Source organism: Ruegeria marisflavi, assembly GCF_025673445.1.
GTDB lineage: Bacteria > Pseudomonadota > Alphaproteobacteria > Rhodobacterales > Rhodobacteraceae > Ruegeria_B > Ruegeria_B marisflavi.
Genome location: NZ_JAOVQN010000016.1, coordinates 70,735 through 95,066 on the forward strand (window position 1 = coordinate 70,735; position 24,332 = coordinate 95,066).

Sequence of the window (24,332 nt, forward strand, 5' to 3'; positions counted from 1 at the left end):
CGGATCAGGCCGCGTTTTTCCGGCCCGGCCCGATACCGCCGATACGGTCCAGCAGGGCCAGGACCTGATCGACGCCCTCTCCATGCCGGACCGAGGCAAAAACGAAGGGCCGTTCGCCGCGCATCCGGGCGGCGTCCCGCTCCATCACCTTCAGGTCGGCCCCGACGTAAGGTGCAAGATCGGTCTTGTTGATCACCAGAATATCGGACCTGGTGATCGCGGGCCCGCCCTTGCGCGGGATTTCCTCGCCAGCGGCCACGTCGATCACATAGAGGGTCACATCGGCCAGTTCCGGGCTGAAGGTCGCAGACAGGTTGTCGCCACCGGATTCGATCAGCACGATCTCGATATCTGGATGACGCCGCTCCATCTCGGCGACGGCAGCCAGGTTGATCGAGGCATCCTCGCGGATCGCGGTATGCGGGCAGCCACCGGTCTCGACGCCGATCACCCGGTCCTGTGGCAGGATCTGCATGCGCATCAGCGCCTCGGCGTCCTCCTGCGTGTAGATGTCGTTGGTGATTACACCGATGGAGTGGGTGTCACGCAGCGCACGGGCCAGCGCGGCGGTCAGGCTGGTCTTGCCCGCGCCCACCGGGCCGCCGATGCCGACGCGCAGGGGACCATTCATCTGGGTCATGTGCGGAATATCCTCGGTTCCTGGGTTTCGTGTTGCATGGCCGCGATCTCGGCCAGAAAGGCGGTGCCGGACAAGGCTGACAGATCGGCGGCAAGGGCCGCCTCGGCCCGCGCGGCGCAGAGCGGCGCCATGCGATGGACCAGCGCCTGCGCTGCCGTCTGGCCCAGCGGCATCAGCCGCTGTGCCGCCGACACAAGATTCGAGACAAAGGCGTGCAGATACATCTTGGCGGTCAGGTCTACCGGCAGGCCCGCGGCGCGCGCGGCGCGGCCGACTGCAACCGGATAGGCCATGTCGGCCTCGTCGCCTCCCCAGACCTGTGACGTGACCCGGACAAAGGCCGCGCCTTGCTGACCGGTTTCCATCCGGCGTTCGGCGGGTCCGGCAAAGGCGCGCGCCCTCGCGTCGATATCCAGCACCTCGTCGCCGGTGCCCGCACGCCAGGCCGCGACAAGAAACAGGGTATCGGACCAGCCCGAACCGAAGTCGAGCACGTCGCACAGCCAGTCTTGCAGATCGTCGGCGCTGGCCACGGTGCCAGTCTGGACCAGCCGCTCCAACCCATGCGAATAGGCAAACGATCCCACCGGATAGGCGGGCGACACCCATTGCATGAGCGTCAGCAGATCGAGATCAGTGGCCATGTGCATGCGCGTGCCCGCGATCGTGCCCGTGACTGTGCCCATGGGTGCGCCCGTGCCCATACGCTCCGCCTTCGGGGGCAAAGGGCGCGTTGACCTCGCTCACACTTGCGCCAAGCCTTTCAAGCATGTCGCGGATCACGTGATCCTGCCTGATCAGCAACCGGTCCGCTTCGACCTGGCAAGGCGTGTGCCGGTTGCCGATGTGCCAAGCCAGCCGGGTCAGGTTGTCGCCCGTGATGGCCAGCAGGGGTTCGTTTGCGGCGACCACCTCGATCAGGCGCCCGTCGCCAAGCTCAAAGGCGTCGCCGCCGTCCAGCGATGTGGTCTGTGCCAGATCGACAAGAAAGTCCTCGCAATGCAGGGTGGTCAGCATCTTGCGGCGCAGGAACCGCTCTTCGTAAGTGAGCAGGACGGATCCGTCTGGCTCGCTCCACTCGCCACGACGGCGAATACTCTGGCTGGTGACGACTTGCATCTCAGCTCCCTTCAAAACAAGAAATAGCGTTGCGCCATCGGCAAGACTTCGGCGGGCTGGCAGGTGAGCAGTTCGCCATCCGCGCGCACCTCGTAGGTTTCGGGATGGACCTCCACATGGGGCAGGGCGTCGTTCAGCCTCAGATCCCGCTTGCCGATATTGCGGGTGTTGTGGACGGCCAACGTCTGTTTGGCCAACCCCAGTCTTGCGCGCACGCCATCGGCCTGCGCCGTCTCGGAGACGAAGAGCACGGCCGAGTGCTCGACCGAGCGGCCATAAGCGCCCCACATCGGCCGGGAATAGACCGGCTGCGGCGTCGGGATCGAGGCGTTGGGGTCACCCATCTGGGCGCAGACGATGGTGCCGCCCAACAGCACCATTTCCGGTTTGACCCCGAAGAAGGCCGGGTTCCACAGCACCAGATCGGCGCGCTTGCCCTCCTCGATGCTGCCGATCTCATGCGCGATACCATGCGCGATGGCCGGATTGATGGTGTATTTCGCGATGTAGCGCCGGACGCGGAAATTGTCGTTGTCACCGCTTTCCTCGGCCAGCCTGCCGCGCTGTTTCTTCATCTTGTCGGCAGTTTGCCAGGTGCGGATCAGCACCTCGCCCACGCGCCCCATGGCCTGGCTGTCGGAGGCGATGATGCTGAAGGCGCCCATGTCATGCAGGATGTCCTCGGCGGCGATGGTCTCGCGCCGGATGCGGCTTTCGGCGAAGGCCACGTCCTCGGGGATCGACTTGTCGAGGTGGTGGCAGACCATCAGCATGTCGAGATGTTCCTCGACCGTGTTCACGGTAAAGGGGCGGGTCGGGTTGGTCGAGGAGGGCAGAACATGATCCTCGCCGCAGATCCTGATGATGTCGGGGGCATGGCCGCCGCCCGCGCCTTCGGTGTGAAAGGCATGGATCGTCCGGCCCTTCATGGCCTTGACCGTATGCTCCACGAACCCGCTCTCGTTGAGCGTGTCGGTGTGGATCATCACCTGGATATCCATCGCGTCCGCCACATTCAGGCAGCAATCTATCGCTGCCGGGGTGGTGCCCCAGTCCTCGTGCAGTTTCAGCGCACACGCCCCGGCCCGCACCTGCTCCGCAAGCGCGGCGGGCAGCGCGGCATTGCCCTTGCCCGCAAAGGCAAGGTTCATCGGAAAGGCATCGGCTGCCTGCATCATCCGCCCGATATGCCAGGGGCCGGGGGTGCAGGTGGTGGCCAGCGTGCCATGCGCGGGGCCGGTGCCGCCGCCCAACATGGTGGTCAGGCCGGAATGCAGCGCGTCCTCGATCTGTTGCGGGCAGATGAAATGGATATGGCTGTCGAACCCGCCGGCCGTCAGGATCCGCCCTTCGCCCGCGATCACCTCGGTGCCGGGGCCGACGATGATGTCGACGCAGGGTTGGGTATCCGGGTTTCCGGCCTTGCCGATCTTGTGGATGCGCCCGTCCTTGAGGCCCACATCCGCCTTGTAGATGCCGGTCCAGTCGACGATCAGCGCGTTTGTGATCACGGTATCGACGGCGCCCGCGGCCCGCGTCTCCTGGCTTTGACCCATGCCGTCCCGGATCACCTTGCCGCCGCCAAACTTGACCTCCTCGCCATAGGTGGTCAGGTCGCGTTCAACCTCGATGATCAGGTCGGTATCGGCCAGCCGCACCCGGTCGCCGGTGGTGGGGCCGTACATGGCGGCGTAATCCGTGCGTTTGATCCGGGCGGGCATCAGAGATCTCCCATGAACTGACCGTTGAAGCCGAAGATGCGGCGGTTCCCGGACACGGGGATCAGCTGCACCTCGCGGCGTTGACCCGGTTCGAACCGGACGGCAGTGCCCGCAGCGATATCCAGTCGCATGCCCCGCGCCGCCACGCGATCGAAATCCAGCGCCGGGTTGGTTTCGGCGAAGTGATAGTGCGACCCGACCTGAACCGGGCGGTCGCCGGTGTTGGCGACCATCAGGATGGTCGCGGTCCTGTCGGTGTTCAGTTCGATGTCGCCGGGAGCCGGGATAACCTCGCCCGGGATCATCTGTTGGCTTTCAGCCAGACCAGAAGGGCCAGGCCACATGCGATCAGGCCCAGCGACACGGCGAGCCAATCACCGGAGCCGTGCGGATGCAGGTGGAAGCCATCATGCGCGAAGGCAGGGGCGGCGATCAGGGTCAGCGGCAGGAAAAGCATGGTCTTCATCTGGGGTCTCCTCAGCGGATGGGTTCGTGAACGGTGACAAGCTTGGTGCCATCGGGAAACGTGGCCTCGACCTGCACCTCGGGGATCATTTCGGGCACGCCCTCCATGCATTGGGCGCGGCGTACCACTTGTGCGCCCGCCTCCATCATGTCGGCGACCGAGCGCCCGTCGCGGGCGCCTTCGACCACCGCATCGGTGATCAAGGCGATGGCTTCGGGATAGTTGAGCTTGACGCCGCGCGCGAGGCGGCGGCGCGCCACCTCTGCCGCCATGGCGATCAGCAGTTTGTCTTTTTCGCGCGGGGTCAGTTGCATGTCAGATCATCCAGGGTCTTGGCAGTGCGTTGTGGGTCAGGCGGTTGAGGATCGGAACCAGCGTGCGGCGTAGCAGGAAGCCGTCCGGTGCCAGCAGGCGCATCAGAAGCATGTCTTCACCAACAAGGCTGGCACCGCCCGTGGCGGGCAGCGCGGCCAGCACCGGCGCCAGATGCGCGGCGGCATTGGGCCCGATCAGCACGAGGCTGGCCATCGCCCCGGCACCTGCGGCCACGTGCGGCCGGGCCAGATGATCGGCGACATTTCCGCCAAAGTGGAGCACATCAAGATGCGCGATCCTGCCAGCGCGCCGGATCTCGATCCGGTCGCTGAACTGCGCGTCGGTCAGGGTCTCGCCCATTGCCGCACGACCGAAAACCAGCGATTCCACCATCAGCAGGCGGGCATCCCCGGCCATGTCGATCCGCAGGTTCCGCCGGATCGCGCAGCCGTCGAACAGGATGGTCTCTTGCGGCAGCCAGTTCAGATGCGCGCGTTCGGCCAGGGTCAGGCGCGTGTCGATCCGGCCCGGCGCAGTACCCCGGGCGCGGTAGGCCCGTTCGGCCGCCTGGGTCGTCAGGGTCGCGGCGGCGCCCTTTCTGATCTCGGCGCGCAGGGAACACCGGTCGCCGCCGGTGACGCCCCCCGCCGTATTGACCAGAACCGCCTGCAAGGCGCTGTTGTCGCGCCGCGGGAACAGCAGCTTGAGCGAGCCGGACTGGCGTAGGCCCTCCAGCTCGCTGCGCCCCGTGCGTGTCCGCACCGACAGAAAGGCCTGCCCGATCGCACGGGGCTGCGCATCGTCGGAGCGGTCGGGATGTATGTGCTGCGCTGCGGTAATCTTGGCCTCCGTCTGCGGCGTCCTTTGCTCAAAGAGACAGCACAGTGTCGGCCACGTGTCAGGGATGCAGGCTGTTTTGCATTGGCCAACCGCTGGTTTTGCACGGAAATTGAGCGAATTGCGTGGTGTTGGCCTAAAAATCCGGCATCCGGCTTTGGGGTGGGGGGAAAGCTACATCCCAATGTTGCGATTCATGCTGCGATGCAGAATCGATGAGCCACCCAAGGCGCAAAAGGCCGCGCCGTAAACGGGTGTGTGGCGACCAGACGAATTGGAGCTCTGACCGGCCGCCACACGGGTGCAACAATTTGTTGCAGGGGTCACCTAGGTCGATTTGCCCTTTTCGGCAAGGCCCGGATGCGCGCCCCTGCGAGGAGACACACATGACTCACCTGAAATCCACTCTCGCAACTGCCGCACTGCTCGCGGCATTTGGCGCCCCGGCTCTGGCGGCCGACTGCCCGATCAAGGTCGGCGTCCTGCATTCGCTGTCCGGGACCATGGCGATTTCGGAAACGACGCTGAAGGACACCATGCTGATGCTGATCGAGCAGCAGAACGCCAAGGGCGGATTGCTGGGCTGCGAGCTTGAAGCGGTGGTGGTCGACCCGGCCTCGGACTGGCCGCTCTTTGCCGAAAAGGCGCGCGAGTTGCTGACCGTGCACGATGTGGATGTGATTTTCGGCAACTGGACCAGCGTCAGCCGCAAGTCCGTTCTGCCGGTGATCGAGGAATTGAACGGCCTGCTGTTCTACCCGGTCCAGTACGAGGGCGAGGAAAGCTCGAAAAACGTGTTCTATACCGGGGCAGCACCGAACCAACAGGCGATCCCGGCGACCGATTACTTCCTTGAGGAACTGGGGGTCGAGAAATTCGCGCTGCTGGGCACCGACTATGTCTATCCCCGCACCACCAACAACATCCTCGAATCCTATCTCAAGCAGAAGGGGATCGCAGATTCGGATATCTTTGTGAACTACACGCCGTTTGGCCATTCCGACTGGTCCAAGATCGTGGCCGATGTGGTCGCCCTTGGCGCGGACGGCAAGAAGGTGGGCGTGATCTCGACCATCAACGGCGACGCCAATATCGGGTTTTACAAGGAACTGGCGGCGGTCGGCGTTTCGGCGGATGACATCCCGGTGGTGGCCTTCTCGGTGGGCGAAGAGGAGCTCTCGGGCCTCGACACCACCAACCTCGTCGGGCATCTCGCAGCCTGGAACTATTTCCAGTCGGCCGATACCGAGATCAATGCCGAATTCGTCAAGGCCTGGAAGGCCAGGATGGGCGAGGACCGGGTGACCAACGACCCGATGGAGGCGCATTACATCGGCTTCAACATGTGGGTGAACGCGGCCACCGCCGCAGGTTCCACCGAGGTGGACGCCGTGCGCGCGGCAATGTACGGGCAGGAGTTTCCGAACCTGACCGGCGGCACCGCCGTCATGCTGCCGAACCACCATCTGGCCAAGCCGGTGCTGATCGGCGAGATCCAGGCCGATGGCCAGTTCGACATCATCAGCCAGACCTCCGAAGTGCCGGGCGACGCCTGGACCGACTTCCTGCCGGAATCCGCCGTTCTGATGTCGGATTGGAAGGATCTGGGCTGTGGCATGTACAACACCCAGACCAAGACCTGCGTCCAGACGCTGTCCAACTACTGACCAGACAGCGGGGAAGGGGCGTTTCGCCCCTTCCGATCCACAGGCGGAAATCATGACATGACAAGACTGATAATCGCGCTGGCGGCGCTGCTGCTGTTCTGCGCGCAGGCCATGGCGCAAGACACCACGGTACAAAGCGTGCTCCAGGCGCATCGCGCAACCATCGAGAAGGGTTCGCGCACATCGATCGGTTCGGCCATCGACGCAATCGCTGCCAGCGGATTACCGCAGGCGCAGGAGGTGCTTCAGGTCTGGGCCGCCAAGGAGATGTGGCAGCGCAGCGATGACGGTCTGTTCTTTCGCGGGGTCGAGAAACCCTCCCGCCAAGTCGAGCTTTTCGATTTCGATACCGGCCAGAGCCGTGGGACAGCGAGCCGTGACGGGCTGGAGCAGATCAAGCCGAACAGTGGCGTGCGGGCGATGATCGGCACCGCGCTGGTGCAGTTTCAATTGTCAGACCCCGATCCCAACCGCCGCGCCGAAGCGCTGGATGCGATCCAGCGCAGCCCCGGTGCCGATTTGCTGGCGCCGTTGCGCGCGTCGATCCCGGCCGAGACCGAACCGACGCTGAAAGCCCGCAAGATGCGGGTGGAACGCCTGTTGACCATCGCCTTCGATCCCGACGAGCCGATCCGGATCGCCGCGATAGAAGAAATGTCGGGCGATCTTGGCGTCGACATGCGCGCGACTCTCAATCCGCTGCTGGTCACCCGCATTGCGCTGGCCGAAGGCTTGCCCGCGACTGTCAATATTCGTCGCGAGGTCCAGCCGGGCGATCCCTTGCTCAGTGTAGCGACCGCCTATGACATGCTGATCGCCGCTGGGCTGGCGCAGCCGATCCCGGATGCAGAGGTCCGCAAGGCGCTGTTGATCGCGAACATGGTCGATGGTCAGGTCGCCGGCGTTCCAGTCCACCGCCTCGATACCCAGGAGGCCCGTGACGCGGTCTATGTGCAACTGGCGCAGGCGGGGCTGGTGCCGCGCTGGTCCAGTGCCGAGGCGCCCGAGGTGGTGGTGACCCGGCACCGGTTCGTCGAGGTCTATTCCGAACCCTCCGCCGCCGTTACCGAAGCCGCCGAAGAGGCGCTGGCCGCCATCGAGATGCGCGTCGGGCTGAACCAGGCGCTTGACCTTGGGCTGGACGCGCTGTCGCTGGCCTCGATCTATTTCCTCGCCGCCATCGGGCTGGCGATCACCTTTGGCGTGATGGGGGTGATCAACATGGCCCATGGCGAGTTCATCATGATGGGGGCCTATACCGGCTACATGGTGCAGCAGGTGATTGCCGATCATACCCTGTCGATCCTTGTGGCGATCCCGCTGGCCTTTGCCGTCACCTTTGCCGCAGGCGTCGCGATGGAGCGGCTGGTGATCCGGCATCTCTACAACCGGCCGCTGGAAACGCTGCTGGCCACCTTCGGCATCTCGATCGCCTTGCAGCAACTGGCCAAGAACATCTTTGGCACGCAAGCGCGCCCGCTGACTGCGCCGGGCTGGCTGGACGGCGCCTGGGTGCTGAACGACGTGGTGTCGATCAGCTATATCCGCGTCGCCATCTTTGTCCTCGCGCTCATCTTTCTGAGTCTCTTTCTGTTCATCATGCGGCGCACCAGGCTGGGTCTGGAAACCCGAGCCGTGACGCAGAACCCGCGCATGGCGGCGTCAATGGGCATCAATCCGGACCGCATCAACATGCTGACCTTTGGCCTTGGCTCGGGCATCGCCGGTATCGCGGGCGTCGCCATCGGCCTCTTTGCCAAGGTCACATCGGAACTGGGAAGCGATTACATCGTGCAAAGCTTCATGACCGTGGTGGTGGGCGGTGTCGGCAATATCTGGGGCACGCTGGCCGGGGCCGCGATGATTGGCACGCTGCAAAAGGGGATCGAATGGCTGAATCCTTCGAACACTCTCGCGGCGCAGACCTACATGATCATTTTCATCATCATCTTCATTCAGTTCCGGCCGCGGGGGATCATCGCCCTCAAGGGCCGCGCGGCGGGGGATTGACGCCATGAGAAACAGCTTTGTCGCGCGTCACCCGTCGGTGCTGGCCTTTCTTGCGCTTCTTGCCCTGTTCACCCTGGGCGTCAGCGTCTTGTCCGAAGGCTTCGGCATTGGCCTGATCTCGACCAGCTTCGTCAAGACGCTGGGCAAGACGCTGTGCCTGTGCCTGATTGCGGTCGCGATGGACCTGATCTGGGGCTATTGCGGCATTCTCAGCCTTGGTCATTTCGCCTTTTTCGGACTGGGCGGCTACATGATCGGCATGTGGCTGATGTATGAGCGCACCCGGCTCATCGTCGAAGGCTCGCTAGCCCAGGGCGCGCTGCCGCCGACCGAGCAGGAGATCGTGGATGCCATCGGCACCCAGATCTTCGGCGTGGTGGGCTCCTCTGACTTCCCGCTGGTCTGGGCCTTTGCCGACAGTCTGGTCCTGCAACTGGCCATGGTGGTGCTGGTGCCGGGGCTGCTGGCGCTGGTCTTTGGCTGGCTCGCGTTCCGAAGCCGGGTGACCGGCGTCTATCTCTCGATCCTGACCCAGGCGATGACACTGGCGCTGGCGCTGTACCTGTTCCAGAACGACAGCGGGTTGCGCGGCAACAACGGCCTGTCCGGATTGCAGAACCTGCCTGGGGTCGAGGCGCCGCAATCGGTGGTCAGCCTGTGGTTCTTCTGGGCCTCGGCGCTGGCGCTGGGCCTAGGTTACCTGCTGGCCGCGTGGATCGTTTCGGGCAAGTTCGGCTCGGTCATCCGCGGCATTCGCGACAACGAGGCGCGGGTGCGGTTTCTCGGCTACTCGGTCGAGATCTACAAGCTGGCCGTCTTTACCCTGACCGCCTGTATCGCCGGGATCGCAGGCGCGCTCTATTACCCGCAGGCGGGTATCGTGAACCCGGCCGAGATCGCGCCCATCGCCTCCATCTACCTCGCCGTCTGGGTCGCCATCGGCGGGCGCGGGCGGCTTTACGGGGCGGTGATCGGGGCCGCCTTTGTCAGCCTCGTCTCCTCGTGGTTCACCGGTGGACAGATCCCTGATCTGGCGCTGGGCCCGCTGGTCATCAAATGGGTGGACTGGTGGACCATCGTTCTGGGCCTTTCCTTCGTGCTGGTAACACTCTTTGCGCCCTCGGGCATCGGCGGGCTGTTCGACCTTTGGCAGGGCAGGCATCCTCCCGACCGGCATGGCGCCGATCTGGGTCCCGATGCGGGCGCTCTGCGCGAACGGGAGGCCACGGAATGAGCACACTTCTCGAAGTTTCCGGCGTCTCGGTCAGTTTCGACGGGTTCAAGGCGATCAACAACCTGTCCTTCCGTATCGGCCAGGCCGAAATGCGGGCGGTGATCGGGCCGAACGGGGCGGGCAAAACCACCTTCATGGACATCGTCACCGGCAAGACCCGGCCCGACGAGGGCCGGGTGCTGTGGGGCGAGCGCAGCTTGTCGCTCTTGGGTCTGTCCGAGGCGCAGATCGCCCGGGCGGGTATCGGGCGCAAGTTCCAGAAACCCACCGTTTTCGAGGATCAGAGCGTGCACGAAAACCTGCTGATGGCCCTGCAAGGTCCGCGCGGCCCCTGGTCTGTCCTGTTCTATCGCCCCAACGCTGCCGATCTTGCGCGGGTTGGGGAACTGGCCGCCGAAATCGGTCTTGCCGACCATTTGCCGCGCAAGGCGGGCGAGCTGTCGCACGGGCAGAAACAATGGCTGGAGATCGGCATGCTGCTGGCGCAGGATCCTCGCCTGCTGCTGGTCGACGAACCCGCCGCCGGCATGACCCCCGAGGAACGTGAACACACCACCGCCATTCTGGTCGAGGCGGCAAAGACCCGTGCCGTCGTGGTGGTGGAGCATGACATGGAATTCGTGCGGCGGCTGAACTGCAAGGTGACCGTGCTGCACGAAGGCGCGGTCCTGGCCGAGGGCAGCCTTGATCACGTGACCGCCGACAAGCGGGTCATCGACGTTTACCTGGGACGCTGACAGATGCTGAAACTTGACGATATTACCCTGCATTACGGCCATTCGCGGATCCTCGACGGCATCTCGATGGAGGCCCGCGCGGGCGAGGTGACCTGCCTGATGGGATCGAACGGGGTAGGCAAAACCAGCCTGATCAAGGCGATTGCAGGTACCCATCCGCGCTCGGGCGGGCAGGTGACGCTGGATGGCGAGGCGCTGGGCGTGCTGCCTGCCCATGCGATGGCGCGCAAGGGCGTTGCACTGGTACCGCAGGGGCGCGAGATTTTTCCGTTGCTCACTGTGCGCGAGAACCTAGAAACCGGGTTCGGCTGCCTGCCGCGATCCGATTGGCAGGTGCCCGAGGAGATGTTCCAGCTTTTCCCGGTCCTCAAACAGATGCAGAACCGGCGCGGCGGCGACCTGTCGGGCGGGCAGCAGCAGCAACTGGCCATCGCGCGGGCCCTGATCACGCGGCCAAAGCTCCTGCTGCTCGACGAGCCGACCGAGGGGATCCAACCCAACATCATCCAGCAGATAGGCGAGGTCATTTCACATCTGCGCGCCCAAGGTGGCATGGCCATCGTGCTGGTCGAACAGTTCTTCGACTTTGCCTATGGGCTGGGGGACAGTTTCGTGGCGCTCAAGCGCGGGCAGGTTTGCCTGCGGGGTCGGGCGGGCGAGGTCGCGCGGGACGACTTGCTGGCGGCGGTATCGGTCTGACTATCGCCGTCTGCGACGTTTCCAGCGGCGATAGAGGTCTACATCCATCGCCGCCACCATAAATCCCAAAGGGATCATCCAGAAGCCGAGCACAGGCAGAAAGCCGAACACGCCACCGACAATCAGCAGCGCACCCACCACGATGCGCAGCCCGCGCGGCACGTTGCAGCACCGGGCGCAGGCGCATGCGCAGGGCGACGCGCCGCTGGTGCCAGTCGCTCAATCCTCCATCGCCTCCAGCTCGTCGATCATGTCGGAGATCATGCTCAGGCCCTTGTCCCAGAATTTGGGATCGCTGGCATCCAGGCCAAAGGGCGCCAGAAGCTCCTTGTGGTGTTTCGAGCCGCCCGCCTTCAGCATGTCGAAATACTTCTCCTCAAACCCTTCGGCGCCCTCGGCATAGACCGAGTAGAGCGCGTTCACCAGCCCGTCGCCGAACGCATAAGCATAGACATAGAAGGGCGAGTGCACGAAATGCGGGATATAGGCCCAGAAGCTTTCATAGCCTTCCATGAAATCAAACGCAGGCCCCAGGCTTTCGCCCTGCACGCTCATCCACAGCGCACCGATATCCTCGGGCGTGAGTTCCCCCTGGCGGCGGGCGGCGTGCAGCTTGCATTCAAAGTCATAGAACGCGATCTGGCGCACCACCGTGTTGATCATGTCCTCGACTTTGCCCGCCAGCAGCACCTTGCGCTGTTCCTGGGTTTCGGCCTTTTCCAGCATCTTGCGGAAGGTCAGCATCTCGCCGAACACGCTTGCGGTCTCGGCCAGCGTCAGCGGGGTCGAGGAGAGCATTTCGCCCTGACCGGCGGCCAGCACCTGATGCACGCCATGGCCCAGCTCATGGGCCAGCGTCATCACATCGCGCGGTTTGCCCAGATAGTTGAGCATCACATAGGGATGCACCTCGGTCACCGTGGGATGGGCAAAGGCGCCGGGGGCCTTGCCGGGCTTCACGGCCGCGTCGATCCAGCCCTTGGAGAAGAAGGGCGCCGCGATCTCGCCCATGCGCGGGTCAAAGGCGTCATAAGCCTCCATCACCATGCGCTCGGCCTGCGCCCAGGGGATGGTGCGGGTGTCTTCCATCGGCAGCGGCGCGTTGCGGTCCCAGACCTGCATCCGATCCAGCCCCAGCCATTTGCGTTTGAGTTCGTAATAGCGGTGGCTCAGCTTGGGATAGGCGGCGACAACCGCTTCGCGCAGGGCCTCGACCACCTCGGGTTCCACGTCGTTGCTGAGGTGACGACCGGTCTGGGCGCTGGGCATCTTGCGCCAGCGGTCGATCACTTCCTTTTCCTTGGCGGCGGTGTTGTGGACGCGGGCGAAGGTCTTGATGTTCTCGCCAAAGACGCGCGCCAGCTCGTGGGCGGCAGCCTCGCGCTTGCTGCGGTCCTGCTCGGTCAGCAGGTTCAGCGTGCCCTCGATGTTCAGCTCTTCGCCGTCGATGTCAAAGGTCAGCCCGGCGATGGTCTCGTCGAAAAGCCGTTCCCAGGCGTCGCCGACCACGCCCAGATCGTGCAGGAAGCGTTCCAGCTCGTCGCTCAGCTGATAGGGTTTCATTGCACGGATGCGGCGGAACACGGGCGCATAGCGGGCCAATTCTGCGTTTTCCGCAAAGCGCGCGGCCAGCGCCTCATCCTCGATCCGGTTCAGCTCCAGCGTGAAGAACACCAGCGGCGTGGTGAAATTGGTGATTTTTTCCTGGCAGTCGGACATGAACTTGGCCCGACCCCCGTCGATGGTCAGCTGGTAATAGCGCAGGCCCGCAAAGGACATGATGCGCCCGGCGATGGCGCTGATCTTCTCGTTGCGCTGCACACAGGTCAGCAGGGCGTCCGCATCCAGATCGGCCAGCTTGCCCTCGTAATCGGCGGCGAATGCGGCACATTCCGCTTCCAGCCAGTCGAGGTCGCGCTTCAGTTCCGGCGCATCCTCGCCGGAATAAAGGTCGCTCAAGTCCCATTCGGGCAGGTTGCCAAGATCCTTGGAACCGGAACCGGCATTGGCGTCGCGAACGGGAAAGGGCAGATGGAACATGTGGGCCTCGTCATTTCTGGTTGCCCCACACTTAAGGAGCGTTGCCGCCCGCCGCAACCGGCAACCCGGCTCAGGTGCCGGGCAGGGCGAGCAACTGTTTCAAATCCTCCAGCCGGTTGGCCTCGGCCGCGGGCTTGTCGCGGCGCCAACGCAGCATGCGAGGAAAGCGCAGGGCGATGCCGGACTTGTGGCGCGGGCTTTGCTGGATACCCTCGAATGCGATCTCGAACACCAGCTCTGGCTTCACCTGCCGCACCGGACCGAACCGTTGCAGCGTATTGCTGCGCACCCAGGCGGTGATCTCGCGAAACTCGGCATCGGTCAGGCCGGAATAGGCCTTGGCAAAGGGAACCAGCGCATCGCCATCCCAGACCGCAAAGGTGAAATCGGTGTAAAGCGTGGCGCGCCGACCGTGGCCCGCCTGGGCATAGATCATCACCGCGTCCACCGTGTGGGGGTCGAGTTTCCATTTCCACCAGTCGCCCTTCTTGCGCCCTGCATGATAGGGGCTGGCGGCCCGTTTCAGCATCAACCCCTCGGCCTGCTGGTCGCGGGCTTCGGTTCGGATGTTTGCCAGTATCTGCCAGTCGTCAAAGGCCACCAGCGGTGAAGGGCGCACCGGCGCGTCCGGGGGCAAGTCGCCCAGAGCACGGTCGAGCAGCGCGCGCCGTTCCGCGAACGGCGCCGCCCGCAGGTCACGGCCCTGCCATTCCAGCAGGTCATAGGCCAGCAGGATCACCGGCGCCTCTGCCAACAGTTTCTTCGGCACGCTCTTGCGGCCGATCCGGCGTTGCAGCGCCGCAAAGGGCAGCGGCGCGGTGCCGTCCCAGGCCAGAATCTCGCCATCCAGCACCGTGCCCGGCGGCAGAAAATCCAGCGCCCGCGCAAGTTCGGGAAACCGGTCGGTCATCAGCTCTTCGCCACGCGACCAGACGAAATGCCGCCCCTCGCGCAGGATCAGCTGGCCGCGAATGCCGTCCCACTTCCATTCGGCGCACCAGTCCTGCGGCGAGCCCAGATTGGCCGGCTCACCCTCCAGCGGATGCGCCAGGCAGAACGGATAGGGGCGCGAGGCATCGGCGCCTGCGTCCTCCGCCTGGATCAGGGTTTCCCAGCTTGTCGTCTCGGGTGACCACGACCCCATCAGGCGATGCGCCAATTCGGCCTCGTCGCGGCCGGTTGCCTGCGCCAGGGCGCGGGTCATCAGCTTCTGGCTGACACCCACGCGGAACCCGCCGGTCACCAGCTTGTTGAACAGGAAACGCTGCGCGGTATCGAGCTCGGCCCAGGCGTCGAGGATCGCGGCTCGGCGGGCCGCTTCCGGCTGCCCGGCCAGGTCGCGCAGCAGCGCCATCCAACCGGACAGGGGGCGCCGGGACAGGTGATCTGGCGGCGGCAGGATCAGCGCGATGGTCTCGGCCAGATCGCCCACCACCGGATAGCTCTCGTCGACCAGCCACAGCGGCAGCCCTGCCGCCTCGGCGGCCCAACTGCGCAACTCGGTCGTGGTGACGGCGCGGCGCGGTCTGCGACCCGAAAACAATGCTACGGTCCATAGCCGGTCCAGCGGCTCTGCCTCGGCAAAATAGGCTGCCAGCGCGTTGACCTTGTCAGTCGTGCGTGTGCTCTGATCAAGCGCTTCGAAGAGGCGGGCAAACCGGATCATTCAGCCTGCGCCTCGTCGCCGGTGAACCGGGTCGGCACGATATCGGCATCCAGCCTTCTCGACCTCAGCCATTGCGTAAAGATCTCGGTGTAACCATGTGTTACAAATATCTTTTCCGCACCACTCTCTGTTATCGCCGTGTTCAATCCGGGCCAATCGGCATGATCCGACAGGACAAAACCCCGGTCCATCGCCCGCCGTCGCCGCACGCCGCGCAGCATCATCCAGCCGCTGGCAAACCCGGTCGAGACCGGGCCGAACCGCCGCATCCAGGCGCTGCCCAGCGCCGAGGGCGGCGCCAGAACCAGCGCGCCACCATGCGCGCGCGGGTCGGTCTCGGGCGTCACCGCCACCGTCGGTGGAAGGTCAAACCCCTGCGCACGCAGAACCGATGTGGTCGTTTCAATCGCGCCATGGGTCAGGATCGGGCCAATGTCTGGATCCAGCATGGACAGCAGCCGCTGCGCCTTTCCCAGCGCATAGGCGCCCAGCACCGGCGTCCGGCCTGCCGCGACACTGCCTCGCCACCAGTCGTTCAGGTCCCGCGCCACCTCCGCCGGATCGGGCCAGCGAAACACCGGCAGGCCAAAGGTGCTTTCGGTGATGAAGGTGTGACAGCGCACCGGTTCGAACGGTTCACTCAGCCCGTCGGCCACGGTCTTGTAATCGCCTGAAACCACCCAGACCTCTCCGGCCACCTCGATCCGGATCTGCGCCGACCCCGGCACATGTCCGGCAGGATGAAAGGAAACCAACGCATCGCCGATGCGCAGGAGCGCGCCATAAGAGACGGTCTCCAGCGTGATATCGCCCAGACGCTGGCGCAGAATGGGCGCCGCGCCGGTGGTGGAAAGATAGCGCGAATGGCCCGGGCGGGCATGATCGGCATGGCCATGAGTAATCAGCGCCCGGTCCACCGGGTGCCAGGGGTCGACATAGAAACCGCCCGCCGGGCAATAAATGCCCCTTTCGGTAAACTCCAGAACCGGATCACGCGCCATGCGGCAAGTTTAGCCCGGTGCCGGGCGGATGCCAGAGCGGACCACAGGACAGTGCAAAGAAAGCTGAACGAATTCTCTTGGAGCGCCAGCCGGGAAACGTGTCAGCCCGCAGCCCGGAAATGCGCCGCCAGCCGGTCATAGACCGGCCCCCGCACTGCAGGCGCCTCCATCAGAACCTCGTGTTCGCCACCGGGGATCTCAATCAGCTCACCGCCCGGCCAGTCGGCCATGCGCCTGCGGATCGCCTTGCGGTCGACGATCTGTTCATGGCTGCCCAGATAGGTCAGACAGGGCAGGGCAGGCGCGGCGCGCGCTGCCAGCAGGCGGCATTCATTCAGGGCCTCGCGCAGCCAGATATTGGTGGGCGCCCCCAGCGACAGTTCGGGATAGGCGGCCAATTGGTCCTGCATCATCCGGTACATGGCCGGGTCGCGAGTCAGGCTGTTGCCCTCGAACTCCTGCACGAACACATAGGGCTCGGGCGAGGTGGTGGCCGGGTTCTTGTGCCCCATCCCCAGCACCGGCGCCAGGTTCGAGGTGACCCAGCTCAGGGGTTTCATCACCGGGGTAAAGAAGATGCCCCACATCGGCCCGGTAAAGGCGCAGGCCGCGACCGGCAGCCCCTCCATCACCGCGCGCAGGCCGATGGCGCCGCCCATCGAGTGCCCGATGACATACCACGGGCGCGGCAGATTCTGCGCCGCGGCCAGGTCGACCACCGCCGCGACATCGCGCTGATAGTCCGGAAAAGACACGACATGTCCCAGACGCCGGTCATCCAGCAACCGGTCGGCCAGCCCCTGGCCGCGCCAGTCCACCGCCAGCATGGCCAGGCCGCGCCGGGTAAACTCGCGGGCGGCATCGCCGTATTTCTCGACATATTCCGTGCGTCCGGGAAACAGGAACACGGTGCCCTGCGCCGTCCCCTCGGGCCGCCAGTGGCCGACCCGGATGCGAATCCCATCGCCGGTGCGCAGCCAATGCGCCGCCCCGCCGGGCGGTCCGCCGGCCACATCCTCGAACAGCGGGGCCGGCGACAGGTCCATCAGGCCAGCGCCGAGGCCAGCTGCATGGCGACACCCATGTCGCCGTCGATGGTCAGCTTGCCCGACATGAACGCGCCGGTCGGGTTCATCTCGCCGCTGATGATCTGCTGGAACGTATCCGCATCGGCCGACAGGGTCACATCCGTATCCTCGTCGCTGATCCGGGCGCCGCTGGCATCCAGCACAATCGCGCCCACATCGGCGATCGCGAACTTGGCCGAAGAGGCAAACCCCGCGCCGCTCATCTTTTCGTTCAACTCGGCCACGGCCTGGTCAAGAATATCGCTCATCTTCTTCCTCGTTTCGTGACGATGTCCGTGAGTGGACAACGGCGCATACCGCGCTAATGTGAGATTTGTTATGACAACTGCGCCATTCAATCTCAAAGGTATCGTCGCGGCAATCGGGCTGCTAGTGGCGATTTCCGGCGACGTCGCCGCGCAACAGGCCGATTCCAGCGACGAAACGGCGCTGTTGGCGGAACTGGCGCAGGCAGATACCACACGCGCGCGCCAGCTTGACCGGCAATTGCAGGCGCTCTGGGCGAAATCCGGTTCGCCCTCGGCCGATTTCCTGCTCAAACGCGGGCGCGACGCGCTCGAGATGCAGGATTACCCGGCCGCAATCGAACATCTCACGGCGCTGACCGATCATGCGCCGGATTTTGCCGAGGGTTGGCATGCCCGCGCCTCGGCCTATTTCGCGGTCAACCTCTTCGGACCCGCCATCGCCGATCTCGAACATGTACTGGCCCTGAGCCCGAACCACTATAACGCGATCTACGGTCTGGGCCTGATGCTCGAGGCGCTGGACCGGCCCGAGGCGGCCTTTGCCGCCTATTCCCGCGCGCTGGCTATACATCCCCATCACGAGGAAGTAACCAGTGCCGTGAATCGGCTGAAGCCCCGGATCGAGGGCCAGGCGCTCTGACGACGCCAGGCAAGGGGCAGGGGGCAGACAGGTGAACGGATCCTCGCGGATCGTGGCCGTTCTTGGCCCGACCAACACAGGCAAGACGCATTACGCGATCGAACGGATGCTGGGGCATCGCACCGGGGTCATCGGCCTGCCGCTGCGGCTGCTTGCGCGCGAGGTCTATGACCGCATCGTGAGTTTGCGCGGGCCGTCGGTGGTGGCGCTGGTCACCGGCGAAGAGCGCATCGTGCCGCCGCGCACGCAATACTGGGTCTGCACCGTCGAGGCGATGCCCGAGGGCATGGGCGCCGATTTTGTCGCCATCGACGAAATCCAGCTCTGCGCCGACCCCGAACGCGGCCATGTGTTCACCGACCGGCTGCTGCGTGCGCGGGGTCTGCATGAAACCCTGTTTCTGGGCTCGGACACCATGCGCGGGGCGATTGCCGCGCTGGTGCCGCAGGCGCAGTTCATGCGTCGCGAGCGGATGAGCCAGCTGGTCTATACCGGCTCGAAAAAGATCACCCGGATGCCGCCACGCAGCGCCATCGTCGGTTTCTCGGTCGAAAACGTCTATGCCATAGCCGAGCTGATCCGTCGGCAAAAGGGCGGTGCGGCGGTGGTTATGGGGGCGCTCAGCCCGCGCACCCGCAACGCGCAGGTCGCGCTCTACCAGAACGGCGAGGTCGACTATCTGGTCGCCACCGACGCCATCGGCATGGGGCTGAACCTCGATATCGACCATGTTGCCTTTTCCAGCCTGTCCAAATTCGATGGCCGCCGGATGCGGCAGCTTGCGCCTAATGAACTGGCGCAGATCGCGGGCCGGGCCGGGCGCGGCATGTCCGACGGTACCTTTGGCGTTACCGGCGAGGCGCGGCCGCTGGACGACGGCATGGCGCAGGCGATCATGGAGCATCGATTCACCCCGCTCAAGAAACTCAACTGGCGCAACAGCGACCTGAGTTTCGGCACGGTCGAGGCGCTGATCCGCTCACTCGAAAAGCCCCCCGTCGGCGAGGATCTGCTCAAGGCGCGCGAGGCCGACGACCTGATGGCGCTGAAATCTCTGGCCCAGATGCCCGAGGTGATGGCCCGCGCAAGCTCGGGCCAGGCGGTGCGGCTCTTGTGGGACGTGTGCCGGATTCCGGATTTCCGCGGCATCTCTCACGCCGAACATGCCGGGCTTTTGCAGGTGATTTACGAGCATCTGCATGAACGCGGCCATATCCCCGACGACTTCATCGCGCGCCAGATCCGGCGAATCGACCGGACCCACGGCGATATCGACGCTTTGTCGAAACGACTGGCATATATCCGCACGTGGACATATGTCGCGCAGCGGAACGGCTGGGTTCGTGACGAAACCCATTGGCGCGGGGAAACCCGCGCTGTAGAAGACAGGGTGTCGGACGCCCTCCATGAACGTCTGACACAGAGATTTGTGGACCGGCGCACCAGCGTGCTGCTGCGCCGGCTCAAGCAGAAGGAGGCCCTTTTGGCCGAAGTGAACGACAAGGGTGAAGTGACCGTCGAAGGCGAATTCGTCGGACGTCTGGAAGGGTTCCGGTTCAGCCCGGACAAAAGCGCACAGGGCACCGAAGCCAAGGCGCTGAAAGCTGCGTCGATGCAGGCGCTGGCGCCGCAGTTCCATCTGCGCGCGGACCGCTTCTATAACGCGCCCGATACCGAGATCGACTTTACCGAACAGGGCGGGCTGATGTGGGGCGAGAACGCCGTCGGCAAACTGGTGGCCGGGGCAGATCCGCTGAAACCTCAGGTCGAGGTCTTTGTCGACGAGGTCGCCGGACCGGATGTCGAACAGAAGGTCCGCCGTCGCCTGCAACATTTCATCGACCGCAAGGTGGCCGCGCTGTTCGAACCGCTGCTGGCGCTCTCGCGGGACGAAGCGCTGTCCGGGCTGGCGCGTGGCTTTGCCTTCCGCATGGTCGAGAATTTCGGCATCCTGCCGCGCGCCGAAGTGGCGCAAGAAGTCAAGGACCTGGACCAGGAGGCCCGGGGCGCCCTGCGCAAGCACGGCATCCGCTTTGGCCAGTTCACCATTTTCATGCCGCTTCTGCTGAAACCGGCGCCGACCCGTCTGCGCCTGGTGCTCTGGTCGCTGGCCAAGGGGCTTCAGGAATTCCCCGAGGCACCGCCGCCGGGTCTGGTGACGGTGCCCTCGGTCAAGGATGCCGAACCGGGCGTCGACACGATGTGCGGCTACCGCATGGCGGGCGAACGGGCCGTGCGCATCGACATGCTGGAACGTCTGGCCGACATGCTGCGCGCCAAGGACAGCCGCGCCGGGTTCGAGGCGACGGCAGACATGCTTTCGATCACCGGCATGACGCTGGAACAGTTCGCCGACCTGATGCAGGGGCTGGGCTATAACGCCGAGCGCGGCGAACGGGCCAAGGTCAAACCGGGCACGCCCGAAACCGCACCCGAAACAACTGCCGAAACCGCGCCCGAAACCGCGCGCGAAGCCACGGCCGAAGCCGCCGTTGACACCCCGGACGAAAGCGCCGCCGAACCGGCAGCGGAGCCGGTCGAGGCCGAGCCGGTCGAACCCGTCGCCGCAGAGGCCGAAGCCGCACCCGCCGATGCGGCGGCTGCCGAAGAGCCCGAGGTCGAGGTCTTCTATACCTTCACCTGGGCCCGCACGCGCCCGCAGGGCCGTGGCCCGCGCCGCGAGCCGCGCGGCGAAGGCCAGCCCAGACCGCAGGGCGAGGCCCGCCAGGGCCGCCGCGACAAGCCCAATGACAAATCCCGGGGCAAGCCCAAGGACGGCGAACGCCGCCGCGATGGCAAGCCGCATGGCGGCAAGGGCGGCAAACCGGCCCAGCAGGGGGCCAAGACCTATTCCTCGCGCCCGCCGAAAAAGGAAAAGGCCATCGACCCCGACAACCCCTTTGCTGCGCTGCTGGCGCTCAAAGAGGGCAACTGACCACGGATGGTCGACCAGCCGTCCAAGATGCGGATCGACAAATGGCTCTGGCACGCGCGTTTCTTCAAGACGCGCGGGCTGGCGGCCGAGGCGGCCGGAAACGGCCGCACGCGCGTCAACGGCAACCGGATCTCGAAACCCGCCCATGCGGTGGCGCCGGGCGATGTGCTGACCTTTGTGCAGGCGGGCAACGTCCGGGTGATCCGGGTCGAAGCGCTGGGCGTCCGGCGCGGCCCGGCCAGCGAGGCACGGACATTGTACCTGGATCTGGACGAAAACCGGGACACCACCCCTGCGACGGACAAAAGAACGAAACCGCGTTGCCCCTCCGTGGTAAAGCCGCGCACTTCCGGTCTTTCCGTGGCAGAGCAGGGGCGATCCTGACTTGAAGAATGGTCCGCTGTGATTTAGCTAGTCCGGCAAACGAGAAGTGGATTTCTGCCCATGACCTACGTCGTCACCGAAAACTGCATCGCCTGCAAATACACCGACTGCGTCGAGGTCTGCCCGGTCGACTGTTTCTACGAGGGCGAGAACACGCTGGTCATCCACCCCGACGAATGTATCGACTGCGGCGTCTGCGAGCCGGAATGCCCCGCCGACGCGATCAGACCCGATACCGAGCCGGGGATGGAGCCTTGGGTGGAGTTCAACCGCAAATATGCCGAGCAATGGCCGGTGATCGTGACCAAGAAAGACCCGCTGCCCGATGCAGAGTCGCGGGACGGCGAAGAGGGCAAGATGGAGAAGTACTTCTCCGAGGCGCCCGGACAGGGCGGCTGACCTTCAGGTGATTCGCAGTGCCGCGCCGCCCCGCGCGCGGGTATGCACTGACAACATGCTGAAAATGCACAGCAAACATAGCTCTCTTTAGGGTGCATCTTTCAGGATGCCCATTTTTGTGGTACGCTTCCTGCCGAAGTAACCTAAAGAACTGGGATGGGACCCAAAAGCCAGGGTGCTTTTGGTGAATACGATTGCGACAGTATCAGCCCGCTATCGGGGACGCAGTTGCCCCGCGCGCGGTTTTTTGTCGCCGCAAACCCGGTTCGCAACCTAGGAAAGATCTGAATGACCAAGTCGAAGAAGCTCGAGTTTCGCCCTAATGATTATGTGGTCTACCCGGCGCATGGCGTCGGCCAGATCATCTCGATCGAGGAGCAGGAAGTTGCCGGGTTCAAGCTCGAGCTGTTTGTGATCTCCTTTGAAAAGGACAAGATGACCCTGCGGGTTCCGACCAACCGGATCACCGAATCCGGCCTGCGCTCGCTCAGCTCGCCGGATGTGATCAGCCAGGCCATGAAAACGCTCAAGGGCAAAGCCAAGGTCAAGCGCGCCATGTGGTCGCGCCGCGCCCAGGAATACGAGCAAAAGATCAACTCGGGTGATCTGATCTCGATCGCCGAGGTGGTCCGCGACCTGCACCGCACCGACGATCAGCGCGAGCAGAGCTATTCCGAGCGTCAGCTCTACGAGGCCGCACTTGAGCGTCTCACCCGCGAAGTGGCCGCCGTGTCCGGCGCCGACGAGATCGCCGCCGCCAAGCAGGTGGACGACGTCCTGACCTCGCGCGCGGCCTGATCCGCATAAATTCCAGAATTCAGGGCTGCCTCTCGGGGCGGCCCTCTGTGGCAACCGACCCCCCTTGCACAAAACGCCTTCATTGGTCTTTCATGGGCTGCCAAGTGCAGGGTAAAGGCGACATGCGCGCATTAAAGCTGTGGGTTCGAAAGCTCTATGTCGGGCGCGATCGCGCGTCGGTGCGATTTCGCTATGCGCTGATCCTGTTCGATCTGGTCACGATCCTGTTCTTTGTCGCCACGGCCTATATGGTGCACGGGCCGGTGCTGACTGTGATCAGCGTGCTTGTGGGCCTGGTGATCCTGGCGGATTTCCTGGCCCGGCTCTGGATCGCACGCAGCAGGCGCGAGTTTCTGACCCGGATCTACACGCTGGCCGATATCGTGGTCATCCTGTCGTTGCTGCTAGATCCGTTCCTGACGCAAAGCCTGGCCTTCCTGCGCATCCTGCGGGGGATGCGCCTGATCCACTCCTATCACCTGCTGCACGACCTGCGCCGCGACAGCCAGTTCTTTCGCACCCGCGAGGATGCCATCATCGCCGCCGTGAACCTGCTGGTCTTCATCTTCCTGACCACCACGGCGGTGCTTGTGTTCTTCATTCCGCCGGGCAGCAGCGAGACCCCCTATATCGACGCGCTCTATTTCACCATGGCGACGCTGACCACCACCGGGTTCGGCGATATCACCCTGTCGACGCCCGCGGGCAAGCTGTTTTCGGTGTTTGTCATGGTGGTGGGCGTGGCGCTGTTCGTCCGGCTGGCCACCGCGATCTTCTCACCGCAAAAGGTGCGTTACAAATGCCCCGGCTGCGGGCTTTACCGGCACGATCCCGATGCGGTGCATTGCAAGCATTGCGGCAGGCTGATCACCATCGAAACCGGCGGCGTCAACTGATCTGCGCCGACAGCGCCAGCAGGAACATGATCTCGGCCACTTGCTGACTGGCGCCCAGAATATCGCCGGTCTGCCCCCCGATCTTGGCTTTTGCCAGTCCCCCAAGCCCCAGAACCGGGACAACCGCCAGGAACGCCGGGCCCAGCCCGGCGGTTCCTGCAACCAGAAAGACCAGCGTTCCCGCCAGCGCAAGACCCAGCAGCACCGCCCACAGCCCGGGCCGCCCGACCGACTGGCTCAGCCCCGCGCCGCGCGCATTGGGCAGGGCGGTCATCACGACCGGCATCAGCGCCCGCGACCAGATGGCGGCGGCCAGCAGCGACCAGAGCGCGCCACTGGCCACCAGCGCCGCAAGGGCGGCCAACCGCAGCAATTGCGACAGGATCAGCGCCAGCACGCCATAGGTGCCGATATGGCTGTCCTTCATGATCTCAAGTCGCCGCTCGGCGGTGAACCCGCCCCAGAGACCGTCGGCGGTATCGGCCAGCCCGTCCTCGTGCATTGCGCCCGTGACCATGACGGAGACCACCAGCATCAGCCCGGCCACGATCCAGGCGGACAGACCGGCCGCCTGCGCCAGCCACCCGGCGGCACAGGCCAACGCGCCCACGGCCAGGCCTGCCAGCGGAAACGCCCACACGGCCGCGGCCTGTCGCGCAAACAGGGTTTCGGGCAGCCGGGGCAGCGGCAGCCGCGTCAACAGCACCAGCGCCAGCACCGGATCCCATGGGGAAATGCCCGTGATGTCGTTTTTGCGCACCTGTCCGCCTTTCAAGGTCTTGTCGCACCGGA

26 protein-coding genes are annotated in these 24,332 nt (G+C 64.7%); 11 read left to right on the plus strand and 15 right to left on the minus strand.

Features of this window, described 5'->3' with window-relative positions:
• Positions 1-4 precede the first annotated feature (4 nt).
• Genes ureG through OEZ49_RS15540 form a run of 8 tightly spaced genes read right to left on the minus strand, consistent with a single transcriptional unit; the run spans position 5 to position 5,023 of the window.
• Entirely contained in the window at positions 5-640 is a 636-nt protein-coding gene (ureG, locus tag OEZ49_RS15505) for an urease accessory protein UreG (protein ID WP_263389170.1), read from the minus strand.
• Entirely contained in the window at positions 637-1,326 is a 690-nt protein-coding gene (locus OEZ49_RS15510; RefSeq protein WP_263389171.1) for an urease accessory protein UreF, read from the minus strand. Before OEZ49_RS15510 ends, ureG begins: the two co-directional genes overlap by 4 nt.
• Complete coding sequence (gene ureE / locus OEZ49_RS15515; RefSeq protein WP_263389172.1) at positions 1,274-1,759, minus strand: urease accessory protein UreE; 486 nt, start codon at positions 1,757-1,759, stop codon at positions 1,274-1,276. Before ureE ends, OEZ49_RS15510 begins: the two co-directional genes overlap by 53 nt.
• An 11-nt stretch (positions 1,760-1,770) precedes the next feature.
• A complete protein-coding gene (gene ureC, locus OEZ49_RS15520; RefSeq protein WP_263389173.1) occupies positions 1,771-3,480 on the minus strand; it encodes an urease subunit alpha in 1,710 nt (569 codons plus the stop codon).
• Complete coding sequence (locus OEZ49_RS15525; protein WP_263389174.1) at positions 3,480-3,785, minus strand: urease subunit beta; 306 nt, start codon at positions 3,783-3,785, stop codon at positions 3,480-3,482. The genes ureC and OEZ49_RS15525 overlap by 1 nt, the downstream gene beginning before the upstream one ends.
• On the minus strand, positions 3,782-3,946 hold the full coding sequence (locus OEZ49_RS15530; RefSeq protein ID WP_263389175.1) for a hypothetical protein: 165 nt from the start codon (positions 3,944-3,946) through the stop codon (positions 3,782-3,784). The genes OEZ49_RS15525 and OEZ49_RS15530 overlap by 4 nt, the downstream gene beginning before the upstream one ends.
• An 11-nt stretch (positions 3,947-3,957) precedes the next feature.
• The gene (locus OEZ49_RS15535) at positions 3,958-4,260 is read right to left on the minus strand and encodes an urease subunit gamma (RefSeq protein WP_164129411.1); all 303 of its coding nucleotides are present in this window, start codon (positions 4,258-4,260) and stop codon (positions 3,958-3,960) included.
• Between the two features lies 1 nt (position 4,261).
• Positions 4,262-5,023 carry an urease accessory protein UreD gene (locus OEZ49_RS15540; protein ID WP_263389176.1) on the minus strand — a complete coding sequence of 254 codons (762 nt, stop codon included), beginning with the start codon at positions 5,021-5,023 and terminating at the stop codon, positions 4,262-4,264.
• Between the two features lie 461 nt (positions 5,024-5,484).
• On the opposite strand from OEZ49_RS15540, the gene urtA reads away from it, so the two are divergent.
• Genes urtA through urtE form a run of 5 tightly spaced genes read left to right on the plus strand, consistent with a single transcriptional unit; the run spans position 5,485 to position 11,445 of the window.
• The gene (urtA, locus tag OEZ49_RS15545) at positions 5,485-6,765 is read left to right on the plus strand and encodes an urea ABC transporter substrate-binding protein (protein ID WP_263389177.1); all 1,281 of its coding nucleotides are present in this window, start codon (positions 5,485-5,487) and stop codon (positions 6,763-6,765) included.
• A 57-nt stretch (positions 6,766-6,822) separates the two neighbouring features.
• The gene (gene urtB / locus OEZ49_RS15550; RefSeq protein WP_263389178.1) at positions 6,823-8,775 is read left to right on the plus strand and encodes an urea ABC transporter permease subunit UrtB; all 1,953 of its coding nucleotides are present in this window, start codon (positions 6,823-6,825) and stop codon (positions 8,773-8,775) included.
• A 4-nt stretch (positions 8,776-8,779) separates the two neighbouring features.
• Positions 8,780-10,009 (plus strand): urea ABC transporter permease subunit UrtC, encoded by a 1,230-nt coding sequence (gene urtC, locus OEZ49_RS15555; protein WP_263389179.1) that lies wholly within the window; start codon positions 8,780-8,782, stop codon positions 10,007-10,009.
• Complete coding sequence (gene urtD / locus OEZ49_RS15560) at positions 10,006-10,746, plus strand: urea ABC transporter ATP-binding protein UrtD (RefSeq protein ID WP_263389180.1); 741 nt, start codon at positions 10,006-10,008, stop codon at positions 10,744-10,746. The genes urtC and urtD overlap by 4 nt, the downstream gene beginning before the upstream one ends.
• Positions 10,747-10,749: 3 nt before the next feature.
• Positions 10,750-11,445, plus strand: coding sequence for an urea ABC transporter ATP-binding subunit UrtE (gene urtE, locus OEZ49_RS15565; RefSeq protein ID WP_263389181.1), 696 nt, complete (start codon positions 10,750-10,752; stop codon positions 11,443-11,445).
• On the opposite strand, the gene OEZ49_RS15570 is transcribed toward urtE, so the two are convergent.
• From OEZ49_RS15570 to OEZ49_RS15595, 6 genes are all read right to left on the minus strand, one after another.
• Positions 11,446-11,607, minus strand: a complete 162-nt coding sequence (locus OEZ49_RS15570) for a hypothetical protein (RefSeq protein WP_263389182.1) — start codon at positions 11,605-11,607, stop codon at positions 11,446-11,448. It lies immediately after the preceding gene.
• A gap of 57 nt (positions 11,608-11,664) precedes the next feature.
• Complete coding sequence (locus OEZ49_RS15575) at positions 11,665-13,485, minus strand: M3 family oligoendopeptidase (protein WP_263389183.1); 1,821 nt, start codon at positions 13,483-13,485, stop codon at positions 11,665-11,667.
• Positions 13,486-13,555: 70 nt separating this feature from the next.
• Positions 13,556-15,151 (minus strand): ATP-dependent DNA ligase, encoded by a 1,596-nt coding sequence (locus OEZ49_RS15580; RefSeq protein ID WP_263389184.1) that lies wholly within the window; start codon positions 15,149-15,151, stop codon positions 13,556-13,558.
• A complete protein-coding gene (locus OEZ49_RS15585) occupies positions 15,148-16,152 on the minus strand; it encodes a ligase-associated DNA damage response exonuclease (RefSeq protein WP_263389185.1) in 1,005 nt (334 codons plus the stop codon). The genes OEZ49_RS15580 and OEZ49_RS15585 overlap by 4 nt, the downstream gene beginning before the upstream one ends.
• A 101-nt stretch (positions 16,153-16,253) precedes the next feature.
• On the minus strand, positions 16,254-17,198 hold the full coding sequence (locus OEZ49_RS15590; protein ID WP_263389186.1) for an alpha/beta hydrolase: 945 nt from the start codon (positions 17,196-17,198) through the stop codon (positions 16,254-16,256).
• Positions 17,198-17,488, minus strand: coding sequence for an SCP2 sterol-binding domain-containing protein (locus OEZ49_RS15595; RefSeq protein WP_164129390.1), 291 nt, complete (start codon positions 17,486-17,488; stop codon positions 17,198-17,200). Before OEZ49_RS15595 ends, OEZ49_RS15590 begins: the two co-directional genes overlap by 1 nt.
• 70 nt (positions 17,489-17,558) lie before the next feature.
• On the opposite strand from OEZ49_RS15595, the gene OEZ49_RS15600 reads away from it, so the two are divergent.
• The 6 genes from OEZ49_RS15600 (at position 17,559) to OEZ49_RS15625 (ending at position 23,540) form a co-directional block, all read left to right on the plus strand.
• Positions 17,559-18,128, plus strand: a complete 570-nt coding sequence (locus OEZ49_RS15600) for a tetratricopeptide repeat protein (protein ID WP_263389187.1) — start codon at positions 17,559-17,561, stop codon at positions 18,126-18,128.
• 31 nt (positions 18,129-18,159) lie between these two features.
• Positions 18,160-21,063, plus strand: coding sequence for a helicase-related protein (locus tag OEZ49_RS15605; RefSeq protein ID WP_263389188.1), 2,904 nt, complete (start codon positions 18,160-18,162; stop codon positions 21,061-21,063).
• A 6-nt stretch (positions 21,064-21,069) separates the two neighbouring features.
• Positions 21,070-21,447 carry an RNA-binding S4 domain-containing protein gene (locus OEZ49_RS15610; protein ID WP_263389189.1) on the plus strand — a complete coding sequence of 126 codons (378 nt, stop codon included), beginning with the start codon at positions 21,070-21,072 and terminating at the stop codon, positions 21,445-21,447.
• A gap of 60 nt (positions 21,448-21,507) precedes the next feature.
• A complete protein-coding gene (gene fdxA / locus OEZ49_RS15615; RefSeq protein ID WP_164129382.1) occupies positions 21,508-21,846 on the plus strand; it encodes a ferredoxin FdxA in 339 nt (112 codons plus the stop codon).
• A 288-nt stretch (positions 21,847-22,134) separates the two neighbouring features.
• Complete coding sequence (locus OEZ49_RS15620; protein WP_164129380.1) at positions 22,135-22,644, plus strand: CarD family transcriptional regulator; 510 nt, start codon at positions 22,135-22,137, stop codon at positions 22,642-22,644.
• 122 nt (positions 22,645-22,766) lie between these two features.
• A complete protein-coding gene (locus tag OEZ49_RS15625; protein ID WP_164129378.1) occupies positions 22,767-23,540 on the plus strand; it encodes a potassium channel family protein in 774 nt (257 codons plus the stop codon).
• Here OEZ49_RS15625 and cobS read toward each other — a convergent pair.
• On the minus strand, positions 23,533-24,300 hold the full coding sequence (gene cobS / locus OEZ49_RS15630; RefSeq protein WP_263389190.1) for an adenosylcobinamide-GDP ribazoletransferase: 768 nt from the start codon (positions 24,298-24,300) through the stop codon (positions 23,533-23,535). The two genes, OEZ49_RS15625 and cobS, sit on opposite strands and share 8 nt — an antisense overlap.
• Positions 24,301-24,332: the final 32 nt, after the last annotated feature.